This window comes from Moraxella bovis (assembly GCF_002014975.1).
GTDB classification, from domain to species: Bacteria; Pseudomonadota; Gammaproteobacteria; order Pseudomonadales; family Moraxellaceae; genus Moraxella; species Moraxella bovis.
Genome location: NZ_MUXV01000006.1, coordinates 25,251 through 42,187, shown reverse-complemented (window position 1 = coordinate 42,187; position 16,937 = coordinate 25,251). Strand labels below are relative to the sequence as shown.

Annotated in this window: 13 protein-coding genes; 6 read left to right on the top strand and 7 right to left on the bottom strand. The window is 43.9% G+C overall.

Going from position 1 to position 16,937, the window contains the following annotated elements; all coding sequences use genetic code 11:
* Nucleotides 1–47: 47 nt before the first annotated feature.
* Nucleotides 48–1,505, bottom strand: a complete 1,458-nt coding sequence (locus B0182_RS01550) for a type IV pilus assembly protein FimV (RefSeq protein ID WP_078273257.1) — start codon at nucleotides 1,503–1,505, stop codon at nucleotides 48–50.
* A 240-nt stretch (nucleotides 1,506–1,745) separates the two neighbouring features.
* The gene (gene asd, locus B0182_RS01545; RefSeq protein WP_078273256.1) at nucleotides 1,746–2,879 is read right to left on the bottom strand and encodes an aspartate-semialdehyde dehydrogenase; all 1,134 of its coding nucleotides are present in this window, start codon (nucleotides 2,877–2,879) and stop codon (nucleotides 1,746–1,748) included.
* A 1,084-nt stretch (nucleotides 2,880–3,963) separates the two neighbouring features.
* Between asd and B0182_RS01535 the strand changes: the two genes are divergently transcribed.
* The 6 genes from B0182_RS01535 to B0182_RS01510 all read left to right on the top strand — a co-directional run bounded on the left by B0182_RS01535 (nucleotide 3,964) and on the right by B0182_RS01510 (nucleotide 11,156).
* Nucleotides 3,964–5,154 (top strand): mechanosensitive ion channel family protein, encoded by a 1,191-nt coding sequence (locus B0182_RS01535; RefSeq protein WP_078273315.1) that lies wholly within the window; start codon nucleotides 3,964–3,966, stop codon nucleotides 5,152–5,154.
* A gap of 230 nt (nucleotides 5,155–5,384) precedes the next feature.
* Nucleotides 5,385–8,207, top strand: coding sequence for a bifunctional 23S rRNA (guanine(2069)-N(7))-methyltransferase RlmK/23S rRNA (guanine(2445)-N(2))-methyltransferase RlmL (gene rlmKL, locus B0182_RS01530; RefSeq protein WP_078273254.1), 2,823 nt, complete (start codon nucleotides 5,385–5,387; stop codon nucleotides 8,205–8,207).
* A gap of 159 nt (nucleotides 8,208–8,366) precedes the next feature.
* Nucleotides 8,367–9,437 (top strand): tRNA 2-thiocytidine(32) synthetase TtcA, encoded by a 1,071-nt coding sequence (gene ttcA / locus B0182_RS01525; RefSeq protein WP_078273253.1) that lies wholly within the window; start codon nucleotides 8,367–8,369, stop codon nucleotides 9,435–9,437.
* Between the two features lie 13 nt (nucleotides 9,438–9,450).
* Nucleotides 9,451–9,798, top strand: coding sequence for a hypothetical protein (locus B0182_RS01520; protein WP_078273252.1), 348 nt, complete (start codon nucleotides 9,451–9,453; stop codon nucleotides 9,796–9,798).
* A gap of 99 nt (nucleotides 9,799–9,897) precedes the next feature.
* Nucleotides 9,898–10,428, top strand: coding sequence for a hypoxanthine phosphoribosyltransferase (gene hpt, locus B0182_RS01515; RefSeq protein WP_078273314.1), 531 nt, complete (start codon nucleotides 9,898–9,900; stop codon nucleotides 10,426–10,428).
* 92 nt (nucleotides 10,429–10,520) lie between these two features.
* Nucleotides 10,521–11,156 carry a trimeric intracellular cation channel family protein gene (locus B0182_RS01510; protein WP_410173937.1) on the top strand — a complete coding sequence of 212 codons (636 nt, stop codon included), beginning with the start codon at nucleotides 10,521–10,523 and terminating at the stop codon, nucleotides 11,154–11,156.
* A 187-nt stretch (nucleotides 11,157–11,343) separates the two neighbouring features.
* Here the strand turns inward: B0182_RS01510 and purH are convergent, their stop codons facing one another.
* The 5 genes from purH to cysE form a co-directional block, all read right to left on the bottom strand.
* Nucleotides 11,344–12,936, bottom strand: coding sequence for a bifunctional phosphoribosylaminoimidazolecarboxamide formyltransferase/IMP cyclohydrolase (gene purH / locus B0182_RS01505; protein WP_078273251.1), 1,593 nt, complete (start codon nucleotides 12,934–12,936; stop codon nucleotides 11,344–11,346).
* A 102-nt stretch (nucleotides 12,937–13,038) separates the two neighbouring features.
* Nucleotides 13,039–13,296, bottom strand: a complete 258-nt coding sequence (fis, locus tag B0182_RS01500; protein ID WP_036387573.1) for a DNA-binding transcriptional regulator Fis — start codon at nucleotides 13,294–13,296, stop codon at nucleotides 13,039–13,041.
* Nucleotides 13,297–13,769: 473 nt separating this feature from the next.
* A complete protein-coding gene (locus B0182_RS01495; RefSeq protein ID WP_078273312.1) occupies nucleotides 13,770–14,852 on the bottom strand; it encodes a DUF3426 domain-containing protein in 1,083 nt (360 codons plus the stop codon).
* Nucleotides 14,853–14,979: 127 nt separating this feature from the next.
* The gene (prmA, locus tag B0182_RS01490) at nucleotides 14,980–15,906 is read right to left on the bottom strand and encodes a 50S ribosomal protein L11 methyltransferase (RefSeq protein WP_078273250.1); all 927 of its coding nucleotides are present in this window, start codon (nucleotides 15,904–15,906) and stop codon (nucleotides 14,980–14,982) included.
* Nucleotides 15,907–15,978: 72 nt separating this feature from the next.
* Nucleotides 15,979–16,827 carry a serine O-acetyltransferase gene (gene cysE, locus B0182_RS01485; RefSeq protein WP_078273249.1) on the bottom strand — a complete coding sequence of 283 codons (849 nt, stop codon included), beginning with the start codon at nucleotides 16,825–16,827 and terminating at the stop codon, nucleotides 15,979–15,981.
* Nucleotides 16,828–16,937: the final 110 nt, after the last annotated feature.

Below are 16,937 nucleotides of genomic sequence, written 5' to 3'. Positions count from 1 at the left end.
TTTATTAAGCTTGATATACAGGCTTAATGGGCAGTGCCCTTTGTTAATTATTTTTTCTCTTTGAGGCTTTTTAAGCGACTTTCAAGTTCAGCAAGTTTTTGATTTTGTAGTTGAACTTTTCTAGCAGCTGATGAGAGTTCTTCGTTTAGACTGTTAACACGTTTGGCATTACTGGCAGTTTGCTGACGTGTATTTTTCAAAGTACCTGCTAAATTACCGCCACCTGTCGCTGTGTTGGATGAATGTTTGTTGTTGGTGCCTGTAGCACTACCTTGTTGCGTGGGTGTTACCAAGGTCATCTGAGCCTTTGGCAGGGCTTTTTGAGCAGGCTTGGCGGTCACTTGACTGCCACGTCTTGGTGTCTCTTTTCTGGTTTGTCTTGCTGTGTTACTTCTACTTGTTGGTTGTCTTGCAGTAACAGCTCGCTCTTTGCTGGCACGTCTGGCTTCAATAGCTTCGGCAATCGCTTTTTGTGATGGTATGACTTGATAGTTGGGTAAGTTTAAGTTAGCATTTGTTTTGAGCTGGTTGATGTTGCCTTTATTGAAAGCATCGGGGTTGGTTTCATGAATCGCGGCCATTACTTCATTGACATTCATGTTATTTGCCTGTGCAATAACATTAGCAATGTTCCATAAACTATCGCCTTGTTGCACGACATAAATGGCTTGACTTGACTGTGACTCGGTAGGTGTTGTCACATGGTCTTGCTTTGGTTGCGACACCTGCTCTGGTGTGGTGTCTTGGGCAATGAATGGCTCGTCAAATGTTGGGCTGGTAGGTGTGGGCGGTACTTGCCCAGCAGGATATACACGACGAACGATTTCTTCGGTCAGGATGTCAACCTGTCTGTTAGTGCCTTCGGGGGTGATTTGAGATAATACCGTTTCTTCTTTAGAGATGATATTACCTTCGCTGATACCAACAGCGGTAAGAACAGGTTCAAGCACAGGTATGTCTTGGGTAATGACCTGCGTTGCTGGCTCGTCTAATGACATGGTGTCATCAGGTGTTTTGGTGGTGGGGCTAGTCTCGGGTAAGTTGGGTCGAGTCTCAGCGGTAACCACTTGTGTTACTTTGTCTTCGGGTAGGGTGAAAGCATTGGCGGCGGGCAAGGGCATAAGTAGCGTCTGCGGCTCAATGATTTGCTCGCCGTTGTTATTTAGGTTTAATACCACATCAGCAAAAGGCGTGCTAATGGGTTGATTAGAAGTTAGGGTAATTTGACCTGCATTGTTTGACGTGGGTGTAAAACTTGCTGAAATCTGAGCATCAGGACTGAGCCCCATTTGGCGGTATATGTCGTTACTGGCGACAGATGCGTGGAAGTTGGCAGCATCAATATTAGTAACATTTATCGTGGCAGATAAAGGCTCGTGTTGTGCCGATGTGATGTTGGCTTGACCTAGATTCATGGCGGAAGCATTTAGGCTTACCATACCAAACAACGAAGCAAGCACTGCTTGATAAATAAAAGTAGTGCGGTGAGTTTTATGCCAAGACATAGTTATCCTTTCAAAAGGTTGTCAATAATGAATAAAAATAGACTGTTCAATAAACAGTTTTATGGTATATTTATAACAAAATATGGCAAAAAATGCTAGCTTATTTTGATAATTTGCAAATATATGGTATTAAAACGTGGGCAAGTAGTAAAATCTTTGCAAAAGTTTACAATATTTGCAAAGATTAAAATCACTTGACCGCCAACGAGCTGATTTGGTTTGGTCAAGTAGGCTCGTGTATCAAATTCTACCTTGAATGATGGCAAGCATACGGCGAAGTGGCTCGGCAGCTCCCCACAATAGCTGGTCGCCCACAGTAAAGGCGGTCAGATACTCGCCCCCCATGTTCATCTTACGCAGACGACCGACCGCCACACCCAATGTACCTGTTACCGCCACAGGGGTAAGGCGTGTCATGCTGTCGGGTTTGTTGTTGGGGACGACATCAAGCCACGGATTTTTGCTATCGATTAGGGCTTTTTCGATTTCGTGCAAAGGAATGTCTTTTTTGAGCTTGATGGTCAGGGCTTGGCTGTGGCAACGCATTGCCCCAATACGCACACAAATACCATCAATGCTGATGATGTCTTCTTCTTTGCCTAGGATTTTGTTGGTTTCGGCTTGACCTTTCCACTCTTCACGAGATTGACCGTTGTCAACTTGGCTGTCAATATAGGGAATTAGACTGCCTGCAAGCACCGCCCCAAAATGCTGTTTGGGGAAATCGTCCGAACGCTGAGTGGTGGATATGGTGCGGTCAATCTCCAAAATGGCAGAGGCAGGGTCGGCAAGTTTGTCCGTCACGCTATCACGCAGTACGCCCATGCCTAAGATAAGCTCACGCATGTTGTTCGCCCCTGCTCCTGAGGCGGCTTGATAAGTCATCGCTGACACCCACTCCACCCAATCACGGCGGAACAGTTCGCCAATTGCCATAAGCATAAGCGATACAGTACAGTTGCCCCCAATGAAGTCTTTTTTGCCGTCTTTTAGGGCAACATCAATGACATCACGATTGACAGGGTCTAGGATAATGATGGCATCGTCTTCCATGCGAAGTGAGCTTGCTGCATCAATCCAATAGCCCCTCCAGCCTGATTTTCTAAGGGCGGGGTGCGTGGACTTGGTATAATCGCCCCCTTGACAGGTAATGATGGCATCACATTTGGCAAGCTCATTGATGTTGCTTGCATCTTTTAAGGTGCTGGTCGGGATTTTGTTATCAAAGGTTGGGGCATTGCCACCTGCGTTACTGGTCGAAAAAAACACAGGATTGATGTGGTCAAAGTCGCCTTCTTCAAGCATACGGTTCATGAGTACCGAACCCACCATGCCACGCCAGCCCACCAAGCCAACAGTTAATTTATCTGTCATAATTAACACCTTAGATTTGTTAAAAAGTTGTAACCCATAACTATGCCTTTTTTGGACAAAAAAAGCAAGTGTTTTTGTCAAATTTCATAAATTTTCTAGTAAACATCAGCAAAACTGATAAAAACTGATAATTTTTCACACAAATGTCGGCAATCGCTTACAAAATTTTAAGTATTTTACCAATGGTCAGCGATGGGAAGAATTTTTATAATACACAAAAATTACAAAAATTAAATGGTAAAACCAAGATAAAACTAGGATGACAGGAATTAAATCGCCGTTAGGAATGGCAGGGAAAACTTATTGCAATCTTACCCATACCCAGTTTAGTGATAAGCTGGGTTTATTTTTATATTGTTGGGAGTTTGCTTGTCTTTGGGTGTGGGCAAGTAAGATAAGATTTAATCTTTTTTATGAAAAATACATTAGAGTTCTTGCGAAATTCAAAAACAATGGTCTTTAAAGCCTTATTTTATTGAGCTTGAAATTTTTAAAAACCCAATAAAATCTTAATTTCGCAAGTGGTCTATTAGATTTCTCTTTAGAAAAATTAAAGCCAAGTTCTTATAAATACCGCAATTGCATTTTTAGAAAAATATGTAGAAAGCCACTGCGAAAATGATCTTACAGAATTTTTAAATTTTTAAAGTCTAGAAAATATCAGGGCTTGAATGTATAAAGATTTTATTTTGCAGTATGTTTAAAAGTTAAGGTTTGCATAGAAGTCTATTAAAGTTCATGCAAAATCAAGGCTTGCCTTTCTTTTGCACTTGCAATAAAAAATGAGAAAAGTTGCACGTTTTTTTCAAGGAAAAAACGCAAGTGTGAGTTTTCTATGAAGTAAGTTTTTGACAAACAAAAGCAAACCGGCCACTTAATTTAAAAAATTAAGTTAAAAATCCTAAAAACCTAACCAATTATGCTCATCCAAGGGCTGTGGGGTCAATATTTGGCTAAAACCCTTTTTAACACCATAGGTTTTATGTTATAATTCACAAACCTTATTTATTCTACCACATCTTTGTTGATGTGGTTTATTTATCGGTTGTCATCGCCCATTTTATCATCGACCATTCATCAGCTCATGAATCTATCCCATTTTTTTGAAAAAATCCTAAATGATTTGTACCAAAGCGTGTATGTGTCGCTTGGCGGTTCGCTCGACGATGAGACCCTAAACTGGACAGAGCGGGGCATGGCTGTTGCCAGTATTAGCATTAAGATATTGATTTTATTGGTGATTATTGGCTTTTTTTATTGGCTGTTGGTCTATTTATTAAAGCATTGTCGCCGTCCGCTACACCTATCACAGCGCCATGTTTGGATTGCTCGGGCGGTACTGCGTTATACATGGTTTGTGGCGAGCTTGCTGGCGGTGATGACGCAGATTGGCACGCAGGCAGAGACCATTAAGGCAACGGCAAAAGCGGCGACTTGGGCGGGGTTTTATTATGTGCTGTGGGCGACCAGTGGGCAAATGGTTGCCAGAGTGTTACGTTACTATGAACTCAATGCGTCCATTGAACAACTGCTCAAAAACTTGATTTTGGTGCTAATTATCGTTTTTGCTTTGGCAAGCGTACTCGCCCAGTTTGGTTTTGATATTGTATCCTTGGTGGCAGGTCTGGGTATTGTGGGTTTGGCAGTGGGTTTTGCCGCCCAAAGCACGCTTGCCAACTTCATCGCGGGCATTACCATTTTGATAGAGCAGTCGTTTCAAGTGGGCGACTGGATTCGGCTTGGCGACAAAGAAGGACGAGTGGTTAAAATCTCCCTGCGAGCCACGCAAATCCTTGACCGTGATAACATCATTATCATCATTCCCAATTCGACCATGTCATCATCGGAAGTGATTAACCTAACGTCCAAAAAGATGATAAGATTTGATGTTAAAGCAAGAATTGGCTTGTATGATGATGTCGCCCACGCCAAAGAAATCATCATCAAAACATTAAGCAAAGATGAAGTGATTTTAAAACACCCAGCCCCTATGGCGACCGTCAGTGAAGTGGGCGAATATGCCATTTATTTTATTGTGCGTTTTTGGGTTGCTCCATTATCGGTTGCCCGTATTCCGATTATCAAAGAAAACATCAATGAGCGTATTAAACGAGCCTTAGACGAAGCAGGATTTGAAACCCCTTATCCTTATCAAGAGATATTATTTAACCGCTCAGATGATAAAGAAAAACACTTGGCAATGATTCATCAAGCATTGGATAAAAATATCAATGACAAAGAAGAAGATGTAGAGAGTGCCATAAAAAAGCAGTGACAATTAATTAAATAAACTGGTGTTATTTATACAATTATCTGTCATTTAAATTGATAATAACAAGCAATCATCTTGACAATCGCACTAACATCATTTTGCCTCGCCCATTTACCCTGCTAAATACCGCCCCAAAAACAACAATTGTCACTACCATACCCGTCCCAAATTATGCTATAATAATTAGTTTACCCAAACCCCTTACCAAAATTCTTATCAAATAAGCCCACACCATGCCAAAATTACCCTTCGCCAACTTTACCCCCACCGCCTTTGATGTTGTCATCACCTGTGCGGACGGTCTTGAAAATGCCTTATTGATAGAGCTTGACTTATTTGGGCTGGTCGGACAGATTGTGCGGACAGGGCGTGTGCGTGTGGGCGTGTCGCTTGCCGACTTTTACAAAATTTGCCTGTATAGCCGTGTGGCAAGCCGTGTACTACTCCCCATTGGCGAGTATTATTTTCGCCAAAAAACCCAAACCGTGAGCCAAGTGCGTGAAAGTGGCGGCAAAAAAACCACCCGCACGGTTGAGACCAAAGTCATTGACGAAGACGTTCCCACTACCTTGTATGAATTCGCCAGTCGCTATGATTGGACAAGCGTGTTTGGCGTAGAAAACACCTTTGCCATACGCCTATCCACCGACAAACGCCTGTCGGTAAACCAACAATTTGCCACCTTGCGTATCAAAGACGCCATCGCCGACTGCTTTAACAAAAAATTAGGCGAGCGACCAAACGTGGACAAATCCCCTGATTTTCACATTTACGCCCACGCCACAGGTGAGCTTGCCGAGCTGTATTTGGACTTGTCAGGCACAAGCCTGCACCGCCGTGGCTATCGTGTGGCGAACACGGACGCTCCTTTAAAGGAAAATTTGGCAAGTGCGTTGCTTTATGAATGCAACTGGCACAAGGGCGAGCATACCGCCATTATTGACCCTATGTGTGGCTCTGGCACGCTCATCACTGAAGCCCTACTCATGAAAACCGCCTACCCTGTGGGCATTGACAAAAAAGCAAGCGATTTTGGCTTTTATCATTGGCAATACCACGATGATGAGCTGTGGCAAACCCTTGCTGGTAAAGCCTTAGATGACTTTCATGCCAACCTTGCACACCTAGAACAATCCCTTATCAAAGGCGACTTTACCGCCCTTGCCCTAGACGCTGACGCCCATGCCGTGCGTGCCTGCCACAAGAATCTGATAGCGTCCGCCCTTGCCCCCATTGCCGAGTACGTCCGCCTAGAACAGCGACCGCTTGCCACCGCCAAAGCCGTGCTGAGCGAGCTTACCACCGCCTATCCACTTGTCATCACCAATCCCCCTTATGGCGAGCGACTGGGCGAGAGCGATTTTATCAAGCCCTTGTATCACGGCTTGGGGCTTATCGTGGCGGACGGCTTACGCCATGTGGGGCGTGCAGACATGGCGGTGCTGGCAAGCCACATTGAACACGCCGACACCCTGCCGATTGCCGAGCCAAACACCCTAAAATGCCATAACGGAGCATTGACCGTGTATTTTCGTTATGGGGCGGTAGAATTTGCCAAAACCGACCGTTTGGCATATGAATTGATTATCAATTTTAATAAAAAAGAAATTGATAATCCTGATAGCCAAGAATTTATCAACCGCTTACAAAAAAATATCATCAATCTAAAAAAACACGCCCAAAAAAACAATATCAGCAATATGCGAATTTATGACGCTGATTTGCCCAATTATAATGTAGCGATTGATATTTATGGCGATAAAATTCACGTCCAAGAATACGCCCCACCAAAACAAATTCCCACCGATGTCGCCAAAACCCGTTTTAATTTGGTATTATCCGCCATTCGGGATATTTTTAATGTCCACCGTGAAAGTATTTTTATAAAAACCCGTATGCGACAATCGGGCAATGACCAATATACCAAAAACACCAAAGACGATACTCAAAGATATAAAAAAATGTATGTCGCTCATGAAAATGGGGTATATTTGTATGTGAATTTTACAGATTATTTGGATACGGGGTTATTTATTGACCACCGCAATATTCGTGAAATGATAAAAAATGCCAGTCGTGGCAAAAATTTCTTAAATCTATTTGCCTATACTTGTACCGCCAGCGTGCATTCGGCAATGGGCGGAGCCAAATCGGTAACGAGCGTCGATTTATCCGCCAATTATTTAAATTGGGGCAAACAAAACTTTGCCCTAAATGGGCTTGATTTGACCGCCACGACCTTGGATGATGTGCCAAAATATCAATTCATCGCCACCGATGTCTTTGACTGGCTAAAAAATAACACCGAACAATTTGACGTGATATTTATTGACCCACCCACCTTTTCTAATTCTAAAAAGTTTAAGGGAACGTTTGATGTACAGCGAGACCATGTCGCCCTGATAAGCCGTGCCATGAACCGCCTTGTCCCAAATGGCGTGCTGTATTTTAGCAATAACTTTACCAAATTTGTGCTAGACGATGAAGTCAAGGCTCGTTATGACGTAACACCAATCACCGATAAAACCATTGGCGTAGATTTTAATCTAAAAAAACCCATCCATCAAAGTTTTAAAATCACGCACAAAAATCAAATGATGAAAGTGTATGAATTTGAAAGTGCGTTTGATGCCGTCAATGATGATTGGCAAGATGAAATAACGGTTTGTAATAAAAAATCTGATATAAAACATTCAAAAGACAGAGAAGTTAAAAAATCTTTTGATAAAAAGCCATTTAAAGATAAATCAGATAATCCACGATTTAAAAAAGATGATAGAAAAGATAGCTTTAAAAAAGACACTTTTAAAAATAATGACAAAAAGTCATTTGATAAAGACAAGTCTTTTAATAAAAAATTTGATAAATCTGATAAGTCATTTGATAAAAGACAAACAGGCAAAGACAGATTTTATGATAATGAACCTGTTAAGTCAGACAAGCCAAAAGTACGCTATGAAAAGATTGACGGAAAATTGGTTGCCATACCTATTGACAACACCCAAACCAATGAATCCGACAAACCCAAAAAATATACGGTAAAACCAAAATCGTGAGTTAATTTTATATGGGTTTTCCGTTCGCCCTGAGCTATGCCTGCGGGTAGGAAAACCGTTATGGGCAGGCATAGCTTACCACGAACGGTTTTTTAAATACGATATTTAAACCACAACCCAAAAATTTAAACGCAAAATCAAAAAATTTGAGAAATAGCCATGACCGATAGCCAAAATTTAACCGATGAAATCCTAAACGATGCAGAAAGCCATTCTGAAATCATTCACGCCTTATCTGCCGACAGCGAGCGAGAGACGGACACAGACGGCGATGATGAACATGACTTTGATGACGGCATCAAATCCGCCCGCTTCAAAAAACTACAAAAAAAACTGCGTAAAGAAGTGTCGTGGGCGATTCGTGATTTTAATATGATTGAAGATGGCGATGTTGTCATGGTGTGTATCTCAGGCGGTAAGGACAGCTTTACCTTGCTTGATATTTTACTGTTTTTAAAACGCATTGCCCCGATTAACTTTGATATCGTGGCGGTCAATCTTGACCAAAAACAGCCCAATTTCCCAGAGCACGTCCTGCCCGAATACCTGTCCAAACAAGGCATTCCGCATTATATCCTAGAAAAGGACACATATAGTATCGTAAAATCAGTCGTGCCAGAGGGCAAAACTTACTGCTCGGCTTGCTCACGCCTAAGACGTGGCTCGCTGTACGGCTTTGCCAAGCAGATTGGGGCGACCAAGATTGCTCTGGGGCATCATCGTGATGACATTTTGGCGACTTTCTTTTTGAATTTGTTTCATGGCGGAAGCCTAAAAGCCATGCCCCCTAAGCTGTTATCCGATGACAAGCAAAACGTACTTATCCGTCCGCTTGCCTATGTTGCCGAAAAGGATATTATCAAGTACGCAAATTACAAGCAGTTCCCCATTATCCCGTGTGGACTGTGTGGCTCACAAGAAAACTTACAAAGGGCGATGATAAATGATATGCTTCGTGAGTGGGACAACGCCCACCCAAAACGCCTAGCGAGTATGTTTAAAGCTTTGCAAAATGTCGCCCCAAGCCAGCTTGCCGACCGTGAGTTGTTTGATTTTGAAAGCCTAAAAACCGAGCGAACAGACGATGAGAGGCTGTTTGAAGGCGATAATATCCAAGTGGGCGTAAGCGAAAAACTTGCCGATATTGGTTTGCCGACCGCCCCACAAGTGCAGACCTTTAACCCTAAATTTAGCAACAAAATCCCAACGATAAATCCTGTTATTGATTGATTGTGAGCCGAGCATGATAATAAAAGCAATTTTTATCCTATTACTGCTGATATGTGTAGGTGTTCAAGGCGTGTTTATCTATCTGCTTGGCGGTTATGACCCACACGAGTTAAATAAATTGCTCAGAATGTGGGAGAGTTTTGGCGTCGAGATTGTGCCTTATACAGCTTTTATGCTGTCAATCACCCAAGCAAAAGCCATTTGGCTAATCCCAAAGCTTAATTTAATCATTGGCATTATGGCAATCATTAAAAAAGAACGGCATATTGGGCTATTGGTGCTTGTGCTGTCTTTTTTAATCGCCTTAGCCTTTGTTTGGGCGATATATTCGCCAGCGATGATGACTTCCATAAGTGGGTGATATTTTATTTCACTTTTTAATATCAAGAGTGGTAGGGTGCATACGCACCAATATACCATCAAATTTAAATCAATTTTAACAAAACCAAAAGGTAGTTTTATGACCATACCAAATCTAAACGTCATGATTAGTAGCGAAGAAATCGCCCAAAAGGTAAGCGAGCTTGGCAAACAAATCACCGCCCATTATGCTGATAGCGATAAAGAGTTGATTTTAATCGGACTGCTTCGTGGTTCGGTGATTTTTATGGCGGATTTGTGCCGAGCGATTGACAAACCGCATGAGTTTGATTTTATGACCGCATCTAGCTACGCTAAAGGCACGGTATCTAGTGGCGATGTCAAGATTTTAAAAGATTTGGACGGCGACATTCGTGGTAAAGACGTGTTGATTGTTGAAGATATTATTGACTCTGGGCGTACGTTGTCCAAAGTTGTGGAGATTTTAAAAACCCGTGAGCCAAACTCCATTGAGCTTTGTACACTGGTCAGTAAGCCGTCTCGCCGTGAGATAGACATGGACGTAAAATTTTTAGGTTTTGAAGTGGAAGACCGTTTTATTGTGGGTTATGGTTTGGATTATGAACAAAAATACCGCCATTTGCCATTCATCGGCGAAATTGGCTTATAATGATAACTCATTGATTTATATAAACTATTTTAAAATTATAAATAAAAATCGGGTATCACACCCGATTTTTTGATGATAAAATGATTATGATGATAGAGTTAGCCCAACCAATTAATACGGCAAGTTTGATTTATGTGCTTGATTTTATTGGCGTTATTGCCTGTGCGGTGGCAGGCACCATGCTTGCCATTAGTAAGGGTTTTGATTTGTTTGGCTGTATTTTGGCATCTATGGTTAATGCCATTGGCGGTGGGACGATTCGTGATGTCATGCTTGATAGGCACCCGCTCTTTTGGACGATAGATTTGAATTATGTGTTCGCCATTACGATAACATCAATCCTGTGCCAGATGTTTTTTCGTCCAACGGCACGCATGAATGGCGTGTTAAAGCTGTTTGACGCCATTGGGCTGTCAGCATTTAGCGTGATTGGGCTGACGGTGGCGTTATCAATGGGGGCGACACCACTCATCGCTGTGATGATGGCGGTGATGACGAGTATCGCAGGCGGTATCATGCGAGACATGATTTGCCAAGAGTTGCCGATGGTACTGCAAAAGGAAATTTATATTACCGCCAGTATCTTGGGGTCGCTGACCTATCTGGGGCTGGGGCGACTAGGTGTGGTGGCGTGGCTGTGCGAGCTTGCCATGCTGATGGTGGTGTTTGGCGTGCGAATGCTGGCGGTGCGATACGATTGGCATTTGCCGAGCATTCGCATGGTGTAAGATACAACAAATTAACCCCAATTTGCACCAATGTTAAATCTTGGACTACTATCAAATCTTGAAAAATGCCTTTGTAGAGGCGTGCTTTCTACGCCCTTTGGTGGTGTATTTTGAGGTTTGATGATTATACAAGCAAAAAATAAACCCCAAGATAGGGGTTTATTGTTGGTTGGGATATGTCCTAATTTTAGTGTCTAAAATGTCTCATGCCTGTGAACACCATGGCAATGCCATGCTCATCGGCGGCTTTGATGACTTCTTCATCACGCATAGAGCCACCGGGCTGGATAATGCACTTAATGCCAGCGTTGGCGGCGTTATCAATGCCGTCTCTAAATGGGAAAAAGGCGTCCGATGCCATAACCGCCCCTTCAACAGGCAATCCTGCGTGTTCGGCTTTGATGACGGCAATGCGAGCAGAGTTCACACGGCTCATCTGCCCTGCACCGATACCGATGGTTTGGCGGTTTTTGGCATAGACGATGGCGTTGGATTTGACGTATTTGGCAACTTTCCATGCAAAAATCAAATCATCAAGCTCTTGCTCGGTGGGCTGTGCCTTGGTAACGACTTTTAGGTCGAATTTGTCAATCATACCCAAATCCTGCTCTTGAACAAGCAGACCGCCATTCACACGTTTATAATCAAGCTGTGGCGTGCGTTCGTTGATGTTTGGCAATTCGCCACAAGTCAGCACACGCACGTTTTTCTTGGCTGATGTAATGTCAAGTACACCGTCTGCCACACTTGGGGCGATGATGACTTCGACAAATTGACGGTCGATGATGGCTTTGGCGGTATCCACGTCTAGCTCACGGTTAAAGGCGATAATCCCACCAAATGCAGATTCAGGGTCGGTGGCGTAGGCTAAGTTATAAGCGTCTAAAATACCGTCAAGCGATACCGCCACACCGCAAGGGTTGGCGTGTTTGACAATTACGCAGGCAGGCTTGGCAAAGGATTTGACGCATTCTAAGGCCGCATCGGTGTCGGCAATGTTATTGTAGGATAACTCTTTGCCTTGCAACTGCTTGGCGGTGGCGATAGATGCTTCTGTTGTCCCACTTTCTACATAAAAACTGGCGGTTTGGTGGGGGTTTTCGCCATAACGGAGTTCTTGGGCTTTGTTAAGCTGAATGTTAAAGGTGCGTGGGAATTGGGTTTTGGCGGTGGCATCATCGCTTAATGTCTCGCCTTTGTCCAGTAGTCTTGCCCCCAAAAAGCTCGCTATCATGCCGTCATAACTGGCAGTATGTTCAAAGGCTTTGACCGCCAAATCAAAGCGAGCGCTGTCTGATAGCCTGCCATCTGCTTTTAGTTCGTTGATGACTGTGGTGTAGTCGGCAGGGCTTGTGATGATACCCACATATTTGTGGTTTTTGGCAGATGAGCGCACCATGGCAGGGCCGCCAATGTCAATATTTTCAATGGCATCGCTCATGGTAACATCATCTTTGGCAACTGTTTGGGCAAAGGGGTATAGGTTCACCGCCACGATATCAATGGCATCGATGCCATGCTCTGCCATGATGTCGGCATCTATCTCACGGCGACCCAAGATACCGCCATGAATCTTGGGGTGTAAGGTCTTAACTCGTCCGTCCATCATTTCGGCAAAGCCGGTGTGGGCGGAGACTTCTGTGGCATTAACACCGTTTTCGGTCAAAAGTTTAAAGGTACCGCCAGTGGATAGGATACCAAAGCCTAAGGCAGATAATTCTTGGGCGAATTCTACAATGCCTGTCTTGTCAGAGACGGAGAGTAGGGCGAATTTTTTCATAAAAATACCTTTTTGGGTTACAAGGGTGGATAAAACAGGATTAAAAGTGGGATTAAAACAAAACGAAAACCCGCCAAAAAATGACGGGTGCAAAATTAGAAATTATAATAAGCCATGCGTTTTTAGCTTAGTGCGGAGCGTGCCACGATTTAGCCCAAGCATTTGAGCGGCTTTGGATTGGTTGTTGCGTGTGTGCTTCATGACCGCCACCAACAAGGGTTTTTCAAATTCATGCAAAAAAATCTCATACATGCTCGTAGTATTCTCACCATTTAGGTGCATCAAGTAACTTTCCACTGCTTTTTTGACTTCGTCGTGTAGAGGGGTGGTTTCTTGAATGGGAGGCGTGGGGGTCATCATAAAAGCTCCTGTGTCTCACTTAACCTTGTTCTTACGAGTGGTAGGCTAGGGCGTGCCTACCCCTTATAACACTATTTACAATATAGAAATATTTTAGAAATAAAGGTACATTTTTGTATGAAAAATGGCTAAATTTGGTTTTTTATCGTCAAAAACTTGCCTGATAGAATGGCCATCAGTCCGCATTTTTTCCTTGAAAAACGGGCGATTTCCCCTATTTTTCATTGCAAATAAAAAAGTTCAACACGCCCTAGTCAATACCTATCAATCACCTGTTGGTAGAAGGCGTATTTCCTAGAATTATTGTAAAACAATTGCCGTAATTTGGCAAGTCATGAGATGTTTGTAATGTTAAGCTGTATTATCCTGTTGTTAATTTGTGTTAATGAATAATTACAAAGCGGTTATTTATCCGTCAAAATGATGGGATGAATCTTTACCTAACAGAGCAAGTTAGCTTGGTGCTAGGTGACTTAGAGTTGTTGATAAAATGGCGTAACTGTTACCGAGCTTGCTTTTGGGGTAGGGTTCACTGAAAGCATGATCCGCTTGTGCTGATTGGCAAGTAAGGTGGTCTGAGATTCGCCAAGGTAGTCTTTGGTGTCCGCCACAAAGTCCCCCACGACCACACCACTACTGTCTTTAAACTGCACCAGTAAGTAAGGAAACAGTTGTTCGGAATTGGTTTTGTTGGTGATGTTAATAATGACATCTTTTTGATTTTCTAGGGATGATGTGATTTCCAAGCCATGTAAATCTGCCGATGGAATATTGCAGGGAATAACTCCGCAGATGGTATGAGCAAGGCTGGCAGTCTCAGGGTTTTTGGCAAGTTTATCTATATTAAATAGAGCGTATTGTGCCACCAATAGCCCAACGAGCAATAAACACCCAATGAGCCACAAAAACTGTGACCCTAAGGATCTTTTGGTAGCAAGTTGTTGAGCGGTGGGCTTGTTTGATTGGATTTCTTTGATGTTGGTTGGTTTTTTGGGTTTGGGTGTGGCGACAGGGATGATGGCATCCAAATCGACGTTGTTTATGGCAGAGCTGGTATTAGTGGTTTGGGTGATGTTGACAGGCTTGGTGTCTTTGAGTAAATCATCAGCCCAAGATTCTTCCCCTTCGTTATCCGCCATCTCATCCTTGGTGCTTTTGGCGACTGTCGGAGCAAAGCTGATGTTGTCTTTTAAAAAGCTGTCCAACTCATCATCAGAAAAGCTTACGCCCGCGACAGCTTTGGTTTTGTTCTCTTCAATGCCATCCATCTCGTCATGAATCATGCCTTCGGTGGGTGCGGGTTTGACACGCTTGGTACGTTTGGGAGTGGTTGGGGCAGAGCGTGCCACTGTTTGGGCTGTCTGAGCTTGGGGTTGTGGGGCGGGATTTGTCTGTCTTTGAGCTTGGACAGCAGGCGAGCTACCGACCAGATTGGCATTTAGAAAAAACACTTGTTGGCACTTACCGCATTTGGCACGAGCATTGGGGTCACCAAGTTTGGCGGCTGGCATGGGATAAGTCGTTTGGCAATGGGGGCACTTAGTTTGGTTGCTCATGTTTTTGTCAAATCCAGTAAAATAATAGGCAAAGATAGGAAATTGGCAAGTAACAACTTGCAAAAATCGTACAAACTATTTTTCTTTATCCTACTAAATTGTTACGCATTTGACAATTTTAATCCGCTCAGCTGTGCTTAATAGCGGATAAACGATACCAATGATGGTCTTCGCTGTTGTCATAATGATAAGGTGTATCAAGGTCAAAATAGGGCTGGTATGACGTCATGACATCATCGACTTGGTTCTCAATAAGTCCTGCCAAGACGATATTGCCTTTATCCTTTAATAAGGTGGCAAACAATGGGGCAAAGTGAATGAGTGGCTTGGCTAGGATGTTGGCGGTGATGGTGTCAGCAAGCGTGCCGTGCGTTTCTTGATAAGCCTTAAATTCATCGGGCAAAAATACCAACATCTTATCTTCGACGCCATTTAGTTTGGCGTTTTGGCGGGTAGCAAGCACCGCTTGGGGGTCAATATCCACCGCCAATACTTGCTTAGCCCCAAGCAGTAACGCTCCTACGCCCAAAATCCCCGAGCCACAGCCATAATCTATCACGACTTTATCGGTTAAATCCTGCGTGGTCAGCCAGTCAAGGCACAGCCGAGTGGTGGCGTGATAGCCCGTACCAAAGGCAAGACCGGGGTCTAGGATAAGGTTGGTAGCGTCTGGGTCGGGAGCGTCTAGCCATTCGGGGACTATCCACAGATTGCCAGCACATTGGATGGGCTTGTAATAGGTCATCCACTCACGTGTCCAGTCCTTATCATCTAGCACCGACAGCCACACACGGCTTGCCCCAACTTCGGCGGCGATGTCATGGGCAAGGCTCTCAAAGTTGGCGCCGTCAAATCGCCCATCGGTGTTGGTGTCAAAAATGGCGGTCAGCACCACCTCGCCCCATAATGGCTCTTCACCGGGCATGGGCTCAAACAGCGGTTCATCGCCTGCGTCTTCTAATAGAATGGAGACCGCTTCGGCTTCATAAAACAGTGCTTCGGCAAGTTCAACTTGCTCTTTGGTCAGTTGTAGGTGAATTTGTTGCCATGCCATGAGAGTTTCCTGTTTGTTGGTGTGCTAAATTAATTGGCGAATACTGGGTGGGGTAAATATTGGGTTTGATGGTTATTTGCTGTCATCATCGGTCAAGATTGCCAAATCGTCTTTGCAAAGGTTGTCAATATTAGATTTGCAAAAATCAGGGTCAAGACGACAGATGGCATTTTGCAATGCTTCAATGTGCTTATCTTGGGCTTGGATGTGAGCGAGTAGTTTGGCGATACTCGTTGCCACAGGGTCGGCACTGTTTGGGCTTAGCCCATAGGCGTTGAAACTGGCGTCATTGGTAGATTCTAGGCGGATACCCTTATCGGGGGTGCTAGGCTTGGGTGTGTCGCTTTTGATGTCATCGCTTGTTTCGGTGTTTTTGATGTTTTTGTCAACCATGCGGGCTGCCGAACCGACCATGGTCGCCCCTGCAGGGACGGGCTTGACAACCACGGCATTTGAACCGATTTTGGCGTTGTCGCCCACGCTAAAACCACCCAAGATTTTCGCCCCTGCTCCGACCACGACATTATCGCCAAGCGTGGGGTGGCGTTTTGTGCCTTTCTCCCATGACACCCCGCCAAGCGTGACACCATGATATAAAGTTGCGTCATCACCAATCTCTGCCGTCTCACCGATGACGACCCCCATGCCATGGTCAATGAACAGACGTTTGCCAATCTTGGCGGCAGGATGAATCTCAATACCTGTCGCCATGCGTGTCAAGTGTGACAAACCCCTTGCCAAAAATTTGTGGTCAGCCTGCCATAGGGTGTGAGACGCACGGTGCAAGGTGCGAGCATGAATGCCCGGATAAGTCAGGGCAATCTCAATCTTGGTGCGAGCGGCAGGGTCACGTTCTAGCACCGCACTCAAATCATCATCGATGGCACAGGCTAGGCTTTTTAGCTTGGAAAAGATACTCATGGCAGATAACGCATTTTAAAATGGCTTATTCTACCATCAAAAGCTCGCTGAGTATAGAGTTTGTTTGATTTTTAAGATGTTTAAGTTGGGAAATTTTTAAGGGAAATTTT

Coding starts and splice junctions, on each gene's coding strand:
- B0182_RS01550 (WP_078273257.1), bottom strand. CDS start 1,505: ATGTCTTGGCATAAAACTCACCGCACTACTTTTATTTATCAAGCAGTG.
- asd (WP_078273256.1), bottom strand. CDS start 2,879: ATGACAGATAAATTAACTGTTGGCTTGGTGGGCTGGCGTGGCATGGTG.
- B0182_RS01535 (WP_078273315.1), top strand. CDS start 3,964: ATGAATCTATCCCATTTTTTTGAAAAAATCCTAAATGATTTGTACCAA.
- rlmKL (WP_078273254.1), top strand. CDS start 5,385: ATGCCAAAATTACCCTTCGCCAACTTTACCCCCACCGCCTTTGATGTT.
- ttcA (WP_078273253.1), top strand. CDS start 8,367: ATGACCGATAGCCAAAATTTAACCGATGAAATCCTAAACGATGCAGAA.
- B0182_RS01520 (WP_078273252.1), top strand. CDS start 9,451: ATGATAATAAAAGCAATTTTTATCCTATTACTGCTGATATGTGTAGGT.
- hpt (WP_078273314.1), top strand. CDS start 9,898: ATGACCATACCAAATCTAAACGTCATGATTAGTAGCGAAGAAATCGCC.
- purH (WP_078273251.1), bottom strand. CDS start 12,936: ATGAAAAAATTCGCCCTACTCTCCGTCTCTGACAAGACAGGCATTGTA.
- fis (WP_036387573.1), bottom strand. CDS start 13,296: ATGATGACCCCCACGCCTCCCATTCAAGAAACCACCCCTCTACACGAC.
- B0182_RS01495 (WP_078273312.1), bottom strand. CDS start 14,852: ATGAGCAACCAAACTAAGTGCCCCCATTGCCAAACGACTTATCCCATG.
- prmA (WP_078273250.1), bottom strand. CDS start 15,906: ATGGCATGGCAACAAATTCACCTACAACTGACCAAAGAGCAAGTTGAA.
- cysE (WP_078273249.1), bottom strand. CDS start 16,827: ATGAGTATCTTTTCCAAGCTAAAAAGCCTAGCCTGTGCCATCGATGAT.